Source organism: Rathayibacter sp. AY1D2 (assembly GCF_002932695.1).
Lineage (GTDB): Bacteria > Actinomycetota > Actinomycetes > Actinomycetales > Microbacteriaceae > Rathayibacter.
Genome location: NZ_PSVX01000044.1, coordinates 1 through 12626 on the forward strand (window position 1 = coordinate 1; position 12626 = coordinate 12626).

Sequence of the window (12626 nt, forward strand, 5' to 3'; positions counted from 1 at the left end):
CGCTCCGCCACGGGGGACGCCTCCGCTCTGGGAGAGCTCGTCGACCGCTTCGGCGGCCTCGTCTCGGCGTGCGTCGGCACGGTCCAGGCCGACCCGGCCGGCCGCGACCGGCTCTGCACCGACGTCTTCACCGCCGTGTGGCGCCGCTCCCGCGAGGGCGCCCGCTCGCCGGAGCCCGTGCTCTGGGTGCTCGAGGTCCTCTGCGAGACCCTCGGCTCCGCGCACGAGCTCGCCCGGCGTCCGCTCGGCAGCGGCCTGCTCGCCCTCGACTGCCCGGACCGCGAGCTCCTGCTGCTGGCTGCGGCCGGCGGCTTCTCGCAGGCCGAGATCTCGGCGTTGACCGGGATCGACGAGTTCCGGCTGCGCTCGATCCTCCGGAACGCGCTCGAGGCGCTCCAGGGTCGCGACAGCGATCTTCTGACGGCCTGACCGCCGGAGCCGTCGCGGGAGTAAAGTTGAGTCCATCGAACTCAACTTCCGAGCCACGGAGGAGACCACCATCATGCAGGCCGGTCGGATGCCCCAGCAGGACGAGAAGTCCGCACTCGAGCAGTACGGCGTCAACCTGACCGCCATCGCGGCGAGCGGCAAGCTCGACCCGGTGATCGGGAGGGATGCCGAGATCCGGCGCGTCAGCCAGGTGCTCACGCGCCGCACCAAGAACAACCCCGTCCTCATCGGCGAGCCCGGCGTCGGCAAGACCGCCGTCGTCGAGGGGCTCGCGCAGCGGATCGTCGCGGGCGACGTCGCCGAGAGCCTCAAGGGCAAGCAGCTCGTCAGCCTCGACCTCTCGGCCCTGATCGCCGGAGCGAAGTACCGCGGCGAGTTCGAGGAGCGACTGAAGGCCGTGCTCCAGGAGATCGAGGAGTCCGACGGCCGGATCATCACCTTCATCGACGAGCTGCACACGCTGATGGGCGCGGGTGGAGGCGAGGGGTCGGTGGCGGCCGCGAACATGCTCAAGCCGATGCTGGCGCGCGGCGAGCTGCGGATGATCGGTGCGACGACGCTCGACGAGTACCGCCAGTACATCGAGAAGGACGCCGCTCTCGAGCGCCGCTTCCAGCAGGTCCTCGTCGGCGAGCCGACCGTCGAGGACACCGTGGCGATCCTCCGCGGGCTGAAGGAGCGCTACGAGGCGCACCACAAGGTGGCGATCGCCGACTCCGCCCTGGTCGCCGCCGCGTCGCTCTCGAACCGCTACATCACCTCCCGCCAGCTGCCGGACAAGGCGATCGACCTGATCGACGAGGCCGCGTCGCGGCTGCGCATGGAGATCGACTCCGCTCCCGTCGAGATCGACGAGCTGCGCCGTTCCGTGGACCGGCTGAGGCTCGAGGAGCTGGCGCTGAAGAAGGAGAAGGACGAGGCCTCGAAGGCGCGGCTGGAGAAGCTGCGCGAGGACCTGGCCCGCCGCGGCGCCCAGCTCGAGGAGCTGCAGGAGCGCTGGGAGCGCGAGCGCGCCTCCCTCAACCGCGTCGGCGAGCTCAAGAACCGGCTCGACGCCCTGCGGATCGCCGCCGAGCGCGCGCAGCGCGAGGGGAAGCTCGAGCGCGCGTCGAAGCTGCTCTACGGCGACATCCCGGTGATCGAGCGCGAGCTCGCGGCCGCCGAGGCGGAGGAGGAGCCGGCCGAGGGCCGCATGGTCAACGAGCAGGTGACGGCCGACGACATCGCCGCGGTGATCGCCGCCTGGACGGGGATCCCCGTCGGGCGTCTCCTGCAGGGCGAGACCGAGAAGCTGCTGCACCTCGAGACCGAGCTGCACCGCCGACTGATCGGCCAGGACGAGGCGGTGTCGGCCGTCGCGGACGCGGTGCGCCGCACCCGCGCGGGCATCTCCGACCCCGACCGGCCGACCGGCTCCTTCCTCTTCCTCGGGCCGACCGGCGTCGGCAAGACCGAGCTGGCGAAGGCGCTCGCCGACCACCTCTTCGACGACGAGAAGGCGATGGTCCGCATCGACATGTCGGAGTACGGCGAGAAGTTCGCCGTCTCGCGGCTGGTCGGCGCCCCTCCCGGCTACATCGGCTACGAGCAGGGCGGCCAGCTCACGGAGGCGGTCCGCCGCCGCCCGTACTCGGTGGTGCTCCTCGACGAGATCGAGAAGGCGCACCCCGAGGTGTTCGACGTCCTGCTCCAGGTGCTCGACGACGGCCGGCTCACCGACGGCCAGGGGCGGACGGTCGACTTCCGCAACACGATCCTCATCCTCACCTCCAACCTGGGGTCGCAGTTCCTCGTGGACCCGGCGCTGTCACGGCCGCAGAAGGAGGAGGCGGTCCAGCAGATGGTGCGCCAGGCCTTCAAGCCCGAGTTCGTGAACCGGCTCGACGACATCGTGATCTTCGACGCGCTCGACCGCACCGAGCTCGGCGAGATCGTGTCGCTGTACGTCGACCGGCTGTCGAGGAGGCTCTCGGAGCGACGGCTCGACCTGGCGGTGACGCCCGCGGCCCGCGGGTGGCTGGCCGAGCGCGGCTACGACCCGCAGTACGGCGCGCGGCCGCTGCGCCGGCTGATGCAGCGGGCGATCGACGACCAGCTGGCGACGGCGCTGCTCGGCGGCACGGTGCGCGACGGGGACGTGGTGCTGGTGGACGTGGCGCCGGACGGCGAGAGCCTGTCGGTGACGGCCGGGATGCCCGCGTCGGACTGACCGGGGTGCTCGAGCCCTGTCGCGAGTCCGCCTTCTGCGTACTCGCAGGGGAGAGGAGCGCGCGGGTGGCGACGGAAGTTCCCTCCACAGGGCGCGCGAGGGCGGGAGTCGTCCACAGTCGCGGGATCCGCGGCGCGCCCGTCCGGCGGGCTCCGTAGCGTCGGCGGCATGTCCTTCGAAACGCCCGGCCCCCGGATGGCCGACCTCCCTCCCGAGGAGCGGCCGAGGGAGCGCCTCCGCGCCTACGGACCGGAGGCGCTCACCGACGCCGAGACCCTCGCCGTGCTCATCGGGGCCGGCGTCCGCGGCGCCAACGCGACCGTCGTCGCGCAGCGCCTCCTCGCGCGCTTCGGCGGCATCGACGCCGTCGCCCGGGCCGGGGTGGCCGATCTGATGCGGCACCGCGGAGTCGGCGAGGTCGCCGCCTGCCGCCTGGTCGCCTCCTTCGAGCTGCGGCGGAGGATGAACCGCGCCTCGCGCGCCGCCCGCGTGACCGACGCCGCCGGCCTGGCCGGGCTCGTCGCTCCGCTGCTGGCCGCCCGGCCGGTCGAGACCGTGCTGGCGGTGGCGCTCGCCGAGTCCGGAGCCGTCCGCGACGTCCTCACGCTGGCCGACGGAGCCCCGGCGCACGCCGAGATCCCCGTCGCCGCCGTGCTCGCCGAGGTGCTGGCGCGCGGCGCGGCGGGCATCGGCCTGGCGCACAGCCACGCGGGCGAGGCCGTGGTGCTCCCCTCCGACCGTGCGGCGACGCGGGCGATCGCCGACGGGGCAGAGGCGTGCGGCCTGCGGTTCCTCGCGCACGTCGTGATCGGGCGCGACGGCTGGGCGGAGGCGCAGCCGTGACGCGGTGCAGGGCTGCTGCGGGGCCCCTCCGTTCCGGCAGGACGCCTCCCGCCCGGCGTCGGACCGCCCCCGGCCGCGCCCCGGCTCTTCACCTGGGCCGCGTCGGCGCGCGTTCGTGCAAGCCCCCGCCTCTCCGGCGCCCGCGGCCGGTCGCGGGCGTACCGTGGACGCCGACCCCATCCCCCTCCCGACCAGGAGCACCCATGCGAGCAACACTCATCCACGGCGAGCGCGACATCCGACTCGAGGAGGTCCCCGACCCGCAGCTCTCGACGGGGCGCGACGCGATCGTCCGCGTCACCGCGGCCTGCGTCTGCGGCTCCGACCTCTGGCCCTACCGCGGCGTCACTCCCACCAAGGAGGCGCACCGCATCGGCCACGAGTTCGTCGGCGTCGTCGAGGAGATCGGCGACGACGTGCACGACGTCGCGGTCGGCGACTTCGTGATCGCCCCGTTCTACGTCTGCGACGGCACCTGCGCGAACTGCGCCAACGGCGTCTCCACCTCGTGCCTCACCGGCGGCTGGTGGGGCGCCGAGGTCCGCGAGGAGGGCTTCGCGGACGGCGCCCAGGGCGAGAAGGTGCGCGTGCCCCTCGCCGACGGCACGCTCTTCCGCGTGGGCATGGACCCGGATCCGGCGCTCATCCCCAGCCTGCTCACCCTCGCCGACGTGATGGGGACCGGCCACCACGCCGCGGTCTCGGCCGGTGTCACCGCGGGCTCGACCGTCGCGGTCGTCGGTGACGGCGCGGTCGGCCTCTGCGCCGTCCTGGCGGCCAAGCGCCTCGGCGCGACCACGATCATCGCGATGTCGCGGCACGAGTCGCGGCAGAACCTCGCCCGCCGCTTCGGGGCGACCCACATCGTCGAGACCCGCGGCGACGAGGGCGTCGCGCGCGTCCGCGAGCTGACCGGCGGGATCGGCGCCGACTGCGTGCTCGAGTGCGTCGGCACCAAGGAGTCGATGCAGCAGGCACTCGACTCCGCCCGCCCCGGCGGCATGGTCGGCTACGTCGGCGTCCCCAACGGAGGCCCCGAGCTGCCCGTCCGCCAGATGTTCGGCTCGAACGTGGGCGTCAACGGCGGAGTCGCGCCGGTCCGCGGCTACATGGCCGAGCTGCTGCCGGACGTGCTCAGCGGCGCGATCGAGCCCGGTCTGGTCTTCGACCTCGAGCTGCCCCTCGAGGAGATCGCCGAGGCGTACGCCGCAATGGACGAGCGCCGCGCGATCAAGACCCTCGTGCGTCCGTAATCCCGCGGAGGGGCGCCGGCACGGCCGCGAGGAGTAGCCTCCCGCGCATGACCGCGTCAGCCCGCACCGCCGCGACGGCGCCCCTCTTCCACCCCGACCTCGCGCTCGGCCGCTTCCTCCCGCCGATCGTCCTCGGCCCGCGACTGCTGCGCCTCGCCACGCGACGCGCCGCCGAGGGAGGCGAGGCCCCGCCCGACATCGTGGTCGACGACGTCGAGATCCCCGTCGCCGGAGCCGCTCCCGTCCGGGCCCGCAGCTACCGGCCGCGCATCCTCCGCGGTACCGCTCCCGCGCTCCTCTGGGTGCACGGCGGCGGCATGGTGCTCGGCAGCCACCTTCAGGACGAGGCGCCCTGCATCGGCTTCGCCCGCACCCTGGGCATCACGGTCGTCTCCGTCGACTACCGCCTCGCGCCCGCGCATCCGGCCCCGGCTGCCGTCGAGGACGTGCTGGCCGCGTTCGACTGGCTCGTCGAGCACGCGCAGGAGCGCGGCGTCGACCCGGCGCGCATCGCCGTCGGAGGCGCGAGCGCGGGCGGCGGCATCGCCGCGGGTGCGACCCTCCTCGCCCACGACCGCGGAGGAGCGCAGCCCGCGTTCCAGCTGCTCGTCTACCCGATGCTCGACGACCGCACCGTCACCCGGCCCGGTCCTCCTCCGCGCGGAGTCCGCGTCTGGACCCCGGGCAGCAACCGCTTCGGCTGGACCGCCTACCTCGCAGGCGAGCCCGGCGGCCCCGGCGTCACGGCCTACGCCGCCCCCGCCCGCCGCGACGACCTCACGGGCCTGCCGCCGGCCTGGATCGGCGTCGGCGGCCTCGACCTCTTCCACGACGAGGACGTCCGCTACGCCGAGCGCCTGCGCGCGGCCGGAGTGCCGTGCGGGCTCGAGATCGTGGAGGGCGCCTTCCACGGCTTCGACGCCCTGTTCCGCCGGACCGGTGTGGCGAAGCGCTTCTGGGCGGCGCAGGCCGCGGCGCTCGGCGAGGCCCTCCTCGCCTGACCTCCGCGTCGACGCGCCGGGCCGATTCCGTCTCCGGCGCTCGGCACTGCGAGGCTGAGGGGCGACGGCCGCCGCCCGCGCGTCACCCGTGCCGTGCCTGCCGCGCATCCGTCTCCGCCCGCCGCCCCGCCCCGTCTCCCGGAGGACCCATGGACATCGACCGCCTCGCCACCCGCTACGAGATCGCCCTGCCCGCCTGGATCGGCGACGCCCTCCGCGACGTCCCCGAGGTCCTCCCGAGCCTCGAGGACCGGATGGCCCTCGTGCACGCGCTCGCCGACCGCAACTTCCGCGAGGGGAACGGCGGCCCGTTCGCGGCGATCGTCGTCGAGCGCGACTCCGGTCGTCTCGTCTCGGTCGGAGTGAACGTCGTCCTCGGCAGCGGGGTCTCGTCCGGCCACGCCGAGGTGACGGCGCTCGGTCTCGCGCAGACCGCGCTCGGCACCTGGGACCTCGGCGGCGAGGGCCTCCCCGCGCACGACCTGGTCGTCAACTGGCGCCCGTGCGTGCAGTGCTACGGAGCGACGATGTGGTCGGGGGTGCGCCGGCTGGTCGTCGCGGGCTCCGGCCCCGAGCTCGAGGAGATCAGCACCTTCGACGAGGGGCCGATGCGCGAGGACTGGGCCGCGCAGTTCGAGGCCCGCGGCATCGGGGTCGTCGACGGCGTGCTCCGCGACGAGGCCCTCGACGTGTTCCGCGCCTACCGCGCCTCCGTCGACTCCGGCGAGGTGCTCGTCTACAACGCCCGCGCCGACTCCTGATACCGCGGCGGGTCCGGTCCTCGCATCGGTTCCGCGCCGGACGCACGGGAGCCCCGCCTCAGCGGGGCCCCGTGCGGTCCTGAGCTGCCGGCCGCTGGAAGCGGTCAGCGGCGGCTCAGCGCCACCAGTCGTCGAACATCGACAGCGGCACCTGGCGCTTGTGCTCGGTCGCGGCGTACCGCGCCTCGATGGCCTCGGCGACGGCCTGGTCGACCTCGCCGCCCTCGAGGTACGTGTCGAGGTCGGCGTAGGTGAGCCCGAGGTTCGTCTCGTCGGTCTGGCCGGGGTTGTCGTCGAGCAGGTCCGCCGTCGGCGCCTTCTCGTAGAGCCGGGCCGGTGCGTCCAGGTGCTCGAGGAGCGAGCGCCCCTGCCGCTTGGTGAGGCCGGTGAGCGGGAGGACGTCGGCGCCGCCGTCGCCGTACTTCGTGAAGAAGCCGGTGACCGCCTCGGCCGCGTGGTCGGTCCCGACGACGAGCATCCCGGCCTGGCCGGCGATCGCGTACTGCGCGATCATCCGCATCCGCGCCTTCACGTTGCCCTTCACGAAGTCGCTGATCGGCTCGTCGACCGCGTCGCCGAATGCTGCGGCCACGCCGTCGACGCCCTGGTGGATGTCGAAGACGACCTGGCGGTCCGGGCGGATGAACGTGAGGGCGAGCTGGGCGTCCTCCTCGTCGGCCTGCACCTTGTACGGCAGGCGGACCGCGATGAAGGAGGCGTCGCCGCCGCTCGCGCGGACCTGCTCGACCGCGAGCTGGCAGAGGCGCCCGGCGAGGCTCGAGTCCTGGCCGCCGCTGATGCCGAGGACGAGGCCCTTCGCGCCGGTGCTGCGGAGGTAGTCGGCGAGGAAGCCGCTGCGCCGTTCGACCTCGACGGCCGGATCGACGGCGGGGGAGACGTGGAGCTCGGAGATGATCTGCTGTTGGACGTCGCGCACGGCTTCACGCTACTCCGGATGCTCCCCGGCGGCCCCTCCTCGCCGCGGACGCGCAGGCTCCCGACGCCTCCCCGAAACAGGGTCCGCCCGCCGCGTCCGACTGGCGCGGCGCCTACCCGCGCTCGGCGACGATGCGGGCGATGCGCGCCGGGACGGTGTCGTCCTGGAGGCTCGTCACGTCTCCGAGCGGGCGGCCGTCGCGGATGTCGCCGAGCAGCCGCCGCATGATCTTGCCGGAGCGGGTCTTGGGCAGATCCGGCACCACCACCACGTCGCGCGGCTTGGCGATCGGACCGATCGCGACCGCCACGTGGTCGCGCAGGAGCGCCGAGAGCGTCGTGCCGAGCGCGGCCCAGTAGGCCGGGTCCTCCTCGGCGCGGTCGACGGCCTCGTCGGAGGGGATGACGAACGCCGCGATGGCCTGGCCGGTCGTCGCGTCGGCGACTCCGACGACTCCGGCCTCGCCGACGGCCGGATGGGCGACGAGTGCCGACTCGATCTCGATCGTGGACAGGCGGTGCCCGGAGACGTTGATGACGTCGTCGACGCGGCCGAGCACCCAGACGTCGCCGTCGGCGTCGTACTTCGCGCCGTCCCCGGAGAAGAACCACCCCTGGGACGCGTAGCGGGCCCAGTAGGAGTCGCGGTACCGCTCCGGGTCGCCCCACACGGTGCGGGCGAGCGCCGGCCCGGTCCGGTCGACCACGAGGTAGCCGCCGGAGCCGTTCGGCACCCGCTCGCCGTGCTCGTCCACCACGAGGACGCCGAGCCCGGGCAGGGCTCCGAGAGACGAGCCCGGCTTGAGGGTCGAGACGCCCGGCAGCGGGCACATCACCGCGGCGCCGGTCTCGGACTGCCACCAGGTGTCGACGATCGGGCAGCGTCCGCCGCCGATCGCCTCGTGGAACCAGACCCAGGCCTCGGGGTTGATGGACTCGCCGACGGTGCCGAGCAGGCGCAGGCTCGACAGGTCGTACCGGGCGGGCACGCCCTCGGGGAACCAGGTCATCAGCGTCCGGATCAGCGTCGGCGCCGTGTAGTAGACGGTCACCCCGTACCGCTCGATGATCTCGAAGTGCCGGGCGGTGTGCGGGGTGCTCGGGGTGCCCTCGTAGATGACCTGGGTGAGCCCGTTCGAGAGCGGTCCGTAGATCTCGTAGGTGTGCGCGGTGACCCAGGCGAGGTCGGCGGTGCACCAGTGCACGTCGTCCGGCTTCGCGTCGAACACGGCCCAGTGCGTCCAGGAGGCCTGCGTGAGGTAGCCGCCGCTGGTGTGCACCAGCCCCTTGGGCTTCCCGGTCGTGCCGGAGGTGTAGATGATGAACAGCGGCGTCTCGGAGTCGAAGGCCTCGGCCTCGTGGACGTCGCTCTGCGCATCGACCAGCTCGTGCCACCAGACGTCGCGGCCCGGGGTCCACGGGACGTCGGTCTCACCGGTGCGGCGGACGACGAGGACGTGCTCGATCGACGCGACGCCCTCGACCGCCCGGTCGGCGCTCGCCTTGACCGGCACCGCCGCTCCGCGCCGGAACTGCCCGTCCGTGGTGACCAGGAGCTTCGCGCCGGTGTCCTCCACGCGGAACCGCACCGCCTCGGCGGAGAAGCCGCCGAAGACGAGCGAGTGGATCGCTCCGATCCGCGCGATCGCGAGCGTGATGACGATGGTCTCGGGGATCACCGGTAGGTAGACGACGACGCGGTCGCCCCTCCCGATCCCGAGCGCGGTCAGCGCGTTAGCGGCGCGGGAGACCTCGCGCTGGAGCTCGGCGTAGGTGATCGACCGCCGGTCGCCGCGCTCGCCCTCGAAGTGGAGGGCGGTCTTCCCGCCGCGTCCCGCGTCCACGTGGCGGTCGACGCAGTTGACGGCCACGTTCAGCCGTCCGCCCTCGAACCAGGTCGTGCGCGGCACCGAGAGCGAGCCGTCGGGCAGCGGAGCGGCAGGCTCCCAGCTGTGGGCGGTGTGCCACGGCTCCGCCCACTCGAGGCGGCGGGCCGCCTCCTCCCAGAACGCGACCGGATCGGCGGCGGCTCGCGAGTACTCCTCCGCGCCCGCGTTCGCCTGCGCGGCGAAGGCCGCGGGCGGGGGGAACCGGCGGTGCTCGTCGAGCAGGTTGGCGATCGTCCCGCTCACGCTCGGAGCTCCCTCCCCGGCGCTCACGCCCACTTCCTCACGGCGTAGCGCTGGAACACGCCGACGACGGCATCGGTGAGCTTGCCCAGCACGGCCAGCAGGACGATCGCCAGGAACACCCGGTCGATCCGGCCGTTGTTCTGGCTGTCGATGAGGCGGAAGCCGAGGCCCATCGAGGAGGCGATGAGCTCGGAGGCGACCAGGAACAGCCACGACTGGGCGAGCGCGAGGCGCAGCCCGGAGATCACGGACGGGATCACCGCGGGCAGCTGCACCGTCGTGAAGAGCCGGACGCCCGAGAGGCCGAAGGCGCGGCCCGCCTCGACGAGGTGCCGGTCGACGTGGCCGAGCGCCGTGGCCACCGTGGTGAAGACCGGGAAGAACGCGCCGATCGTGATCAGCGTGATCTTCGACTCCTCGCCGATGCCCATCCAGAGCAGCAGCAGCGGGACCCAGGCCAGCGACGGGACCGCCCGGATCGCGCCGAGGGTCGGGCCGAGGACGACCTCCCAGACGCGGGAGAGCCCGAAGAGCGCGCCGACCACGAGCCCGAGCGCCGAGCCGAGCGCGAACCCGATGAGCACGCGCTGCGTCGAGATGGCGACGTCCTGGCCGAGGTCGCCGCGCTGGGCGAGGTCGACGCCGGCCGCCCAGACCATCGCGGGCGAGGGGAAGACCGCCACCGAGACCATCCCGGTCGTCGTCGCGATCTGCCAGGCGGCGAGCAGCAGCACGGGCAGGATCGCGCCTCCCGCGACCACGAACCACCGTCGCGTGGTGAGCGGGTGGGAGCGGTCCTCGCGGAGGCGGCGCTGGGAGGCCGCGACCGACGGGCCCGCCGTCACGAGTCCGGGCTCACCCGGCATCGGCGCGGACAGCGCGCTCCGCCGCAGCACATCGGCGTCGGTCGCGGTGTCGTCGTCGCGGATCGTCATCGTCGGTCTCCTCGGATCACGGGGTCGGGGGCGGAGGGCCGGACCCTCAGGCGCCGATGGCGCTCGGGTCGGCCGCCGAGGCGTAGGTGTCGTCGAGCAGCGATTCGAGCGCGTCGTCGACCTGCTGCTGCGAGGCGACGTCGCCGTTCTCGACGAAGATCGGGCCGATCACGGCGAGCACGTCGGTCTGCGCGGAGCCGGGGACGTTGTCGACGTCGAGGTTGCTGCGCTCGGTGATGACCGTCGTCGCCACCGCCACGTCGAGGCCGGCGACGGAGGCGAGGATGCTCGCCGTCTCGTCCTGGTTCTCGAGCGCCCAGGCGCGGGCGTGCTCGTACGCGTTCACGACGGTCTGCGCGAGGTCCGGCTTCTCGGCGAGGAAGCTCTCGGTCGCGTTGAGCAGGCCGTAGGAGTTGAAGTCGACGTTGCGGTAGAGCAGGGTCGCCCCGGCCGCCTCGGCGCCGGCCATGATCGGGTCCAGGCCCGCCCAGGCGTCGACGGAGCCGTTCTGCAGCGCCGCCCAGCCGTCGGCGTGCTGCAGGTTCTGCACCGTCACGTCGCCGATGCCCAGGCCGGCGGCCTCGAGCGCCTGCACCAGGAAGAAGTACGGGTCGGTGCCCTTGGTGGCCGCGATCTGCTTGCCCTTGAGCTGCTCGACCGACGTGATCGCCGAGCCGGCGGGGACGACGAGGGCCGACCACTCCGGCTGCGAGAAGATGTCGATCGTCTTGATCGGCGAGCCGTTCGAGCGGGCGAGCAGTGCGGCCGAGCCGGCGGTGGAGCCGACGTCGATCGCTCCGGCGCGCAGGGCCTCGTTGGCCTTGTTGGAGCCGGCCGACTGCACCCAGGCGACGGTGACCTGCTGCTCGGCGAGGGCGGCCTCGAGCCAGCCCTTCTCCTTGATGACCAGGCTCAGCGGGTTGTACGTCGCGAAGTCGAGCGTGAGCGTGCCGCCCTGAGTTCCTCCGGAGGCGGCGTCGGCGGTCGCGGCCGCCGCTCCTCCTCCGCCCTCGCCCTGCACGCAGCCCGCGAGGAGCGGGACGGCGGCGGCGGTGAGCAGACCGGCGAGAGCGGTGCGGCGGGTGAGCGGGGAGCTGGTGAACGACATGGGGGCCTCGGCTTCGGGGATGCGGTGACAGCGAGTGTGGACGCTGCAGGGGAGGGGCGGTGCGGGGAGGTGCTCGTGCGGTGGAGAGCGGGAGGAGGAGGCGGCTGGGGAGGGAGGTCGTGCCGCCCGGACCGTGCCGCCCGGGTGGAGGGACGCGGGTCGATCCGCCCGGGGTCAGTGCCGCTCGATGCCCAGCCCCGCGAGGAGCTCGGCCCGGTGCTCGGCGAGCTCCGCCGAGCCGCGGTCGCGGGGCCGCGCGCCGGGGACGGTGACGATCCGCTGGATGCGCGAGACGCCTCCGGGCTCGTCGCGCCCGAGGAGCACGATGCGGTCGGCCAGCTGGAGGGCCTCGTCGACGTCGTGGGTGACGAGCAGGATCGTCGCCGGAGCCGCCGCGTGCACGTCGAGCAGCAGGTCCTGCATCCGCAGGCGGGTCAGCGCGTCGAGCGCCCCGAAGGGCTCGTCCAGGAGGAGCACGCCGGGGTTCCGGGCGAGGGCGCGGGCGAGGGAGGCGCGCTGGGCCATCCCCCCGGACACCTCGCGGGGCCGCGAGCGGGCGTGCGCGGTGAGGCCGACCAGCGAGAGCAGCTCGTCGACGGCGGCGCGGGCTGCCGGGCGCGGGGTGCCGCGCGGCAGGCCGAGCGCGACGTTGTCGGCGATGCTCCGCCAGGGCAGCAGCCGCGGCTCCTGGAACGCCACCGCGCAGCGCGGGTCGATGCCGGAGACGGGGGCGCCGTCGATGAGGACGGACCCCTCGGAGGCGGTGTCCAGGCCCGCCGCGATGCGCAGCAGCGTCGACTTGCCGCAGCCGCTCGGGCCGAGGATCGCGATGACCTCGCCCGCGGCGGCCTCGAGCGTCACGTCGGTCAGCACGGGGGACCCGGGCGCGAAGGTGCGGCCGACCCCCTCGAAGCGCACGGGGAACGCCGACTGGCCGAGCTCGGCGTCGAAGGCCAGGCTCGTGCGGGCGGCGGGGGTGGCGGGCATGTCTCTCCGGG

General features: G+C 73.9%; 11 protein-coding genes. 6 read left to right on the plus strand and 5 right to left on the minus strand.

The window, feature by feature from the left end; translation table 11 throughout:
• From C5D04_RS18280 to C5D04_RS12280, 6 genes are all read left to right on the plus strand, one after another.
• Positions 1 to 429 (plus strand): sigma-70 family RNA polymerase sigma factor (locus C5D04_RS18280; protein WP_104347775.1); only part of this gene is annotated, 429 nt, incomplete at its 5' end.
• Between the two features lie 88 nt (positions 430 to 517).
• A complete protein-coding gene (locus tag C5D04_RS12260) occupies positions 518 to 2659 on the plus strand; it encodes an ATP-dependent Clp protease ATP-binding subunit (RefSeq protein WP_374953578.1) in 2142 nt (713 codons plus the stop codon).
• A 168-nt stretch (positions 2660 to 2827) separates the two neighbouring features.
• Positions 2828 to 3502: a RadC family protein gene (locus C5D04_RS12265; protein WP_104250698.1), complete on the plus strand. Its 675-nt coding sequence runs from the start codon at positions 2828 to 2830 to the stop codon at positions 3500 to 3502.
• 203 nt (positions 3503 to 3705) lie between these two features.
• Positions 3706 to 4755: a zinc-dependent alcohol dehydrogenase family protein gene (locus tag C5D04_RS12270; RefSeq protein ID WP_104250697.1), complete on the plus strand. Its 1050-nt coding sequence runs from the start codon at positions 3706 to 3708 to the stop codon at positions 4753 to 4755.
• 47 nt (positions 4756 to 4802) lie between these two features.
• Entirely contained in the window at positions 4803 to 5756 is a 954-nt protein-coding gene (locus C5D04_RS12275; protein ID WP_104347776.1) for an alpha/beta hydrolase, read from the plus strand.
• A gap of 149 nt (positions 5757 to 5905) precedes the next feature.
• Positions 5906 to 6517: a nucleoside deaminase gene (locus tag C5D04_RS12280; RefSeq protein ID WP_181068411.1), complete on the plus strand. Its 612-nt coding sequence runs from the start codon at positions 5906 to 5908 to the stop codon at positions 6515 to 6517.
• 115 nt (positions 6518 to 6632) lie between these two features.
• Here the strand turns inward: C5D04_RS12280 and nadE are convergent, their stop codons facing one another.
• The 5 genes from nadE to C5D04_RS12305 form a co-directional block, all read right to left on the minus strand.
• Positions 6633 to 7454 (minus strand): ammonia-dependent NAD(+) synthetase, encoded by an 822-nt coding sequence (gene nadE / locus C5D04_RS12285; protein WP_104225736.1) that lies wholly within the window; start codon positions 7452 to 7454, stop codon positions 6633 to 6635.
• 112 nt (positions 7455 to 7566) lie between these two features.
• Entirely contained in the window at positions 7567 to 9585 is a 2019-nt protein-coding gene (gene acs / locus C5D04_RS12290) for an acetate--CoA ligase (RefSeq protein ID WP_104292834.1), read from the minus strand.
• 23 nt (positions 9586 to 9608) lie between these two features.
• On the minus strand, positions 9609 to 10520 hold the full coding sequence (locus tag C5D04_RS12295; RefSeq protein WP_244229541.1) for an ABC transporter permease: 912 nt from the start codon (positions 10518 to 10520) through the stop codon (positions 9609 to 9611).
• Positions 10521 to 10566: 46 nt separating this feature from the next.
• Positions 10567 to 11628 (minus strand): aliphatic sulfonate ABC transporter substrate-binding protein, encoded by a 1062-nt coding sequence (locus C5D04_RS12300; protein WP_104247980.1) that lies wholly within the window; start codon positions 11626 to 11628, stop codon positions 10567 to 10569.
• A 174-nt stretch (positions 11629 to 11802) separates the two neighbouring features.
• A complete protein-coding gene (locus C5D04_RS12305) occupies positions 11803 to 12615 on the minus strand; it encodes an ABC transporter ATP-binding protein (protein ID WP_104222820.1) in 813 nt (270 codons plus the stop codon).
• Positions 12616 to 12626: the final 11 nt, after the last annotated feature.

What these genes read in the sequence shown, in the direction of transcription:
- C5D04_RS12280 (WP_181068411.1), top strand. Translation starts at nt 5,906, where the DNA reads ATGGACATCGACCGCCTCGCCACCCGCTACGAGATCGCCCTGCCCGCC.
- C5D04_RS12260 (WP_374953578.1), top strand. Translation starts at nt 518, where the DNA reads ATGCCCCAGCAGGACGAGAAGTCCGCACTCGAGCAGTACGGCGTCAAC.
- C5D04_RS12295 (WP_244229541.1), bottom strand. Translation starts at nt 10,520, where the DNA reads ATGACGATCCGCGACGACGACACCGCGACCGACGCCGATGTGCTGCGG.
- C5D04_RS12270 (WP_104250697.1), top strand. Translation starts at nt 3,706, where the DNA reads ATGCGAGCAACACTCATCCACGGCGAGCGCGACATCCGACTCGAGGAG.
- C5D04_RS12305 (WP_104222820.1), bottom strand. Translation starts at nt 12,615, where the DNA reads ATGCCCGCCACCCCCGCCGCCCGCACGAGCCTGGCCTTCGACGCCGAG.
- C5D04_RS12275 (WP_104347776.1), top strand. Translation starts at nt 4,803, where the DNA reads ATGACCGCGTCAGCCCGCACCGCCGCGACGGCGCCCCTCTTCCACCCC.
- C5D04_RS12300 (WP_104247980.1), bottom strand. Translation starts at nt 11,628, where the DNA reads ATGTCGTTCACCAGCTCCCCGCTCACCCGCCGCACCGCTCTCGCCGGT.
- C5D04_RS12265 (WP_104250698.1), top strand. Translation starts at nt 2,828, where the DNA reads ATGTCCTTCGAAACGCCCGGCCCCCGGATGGCCGACCTCCCTCCCGAG.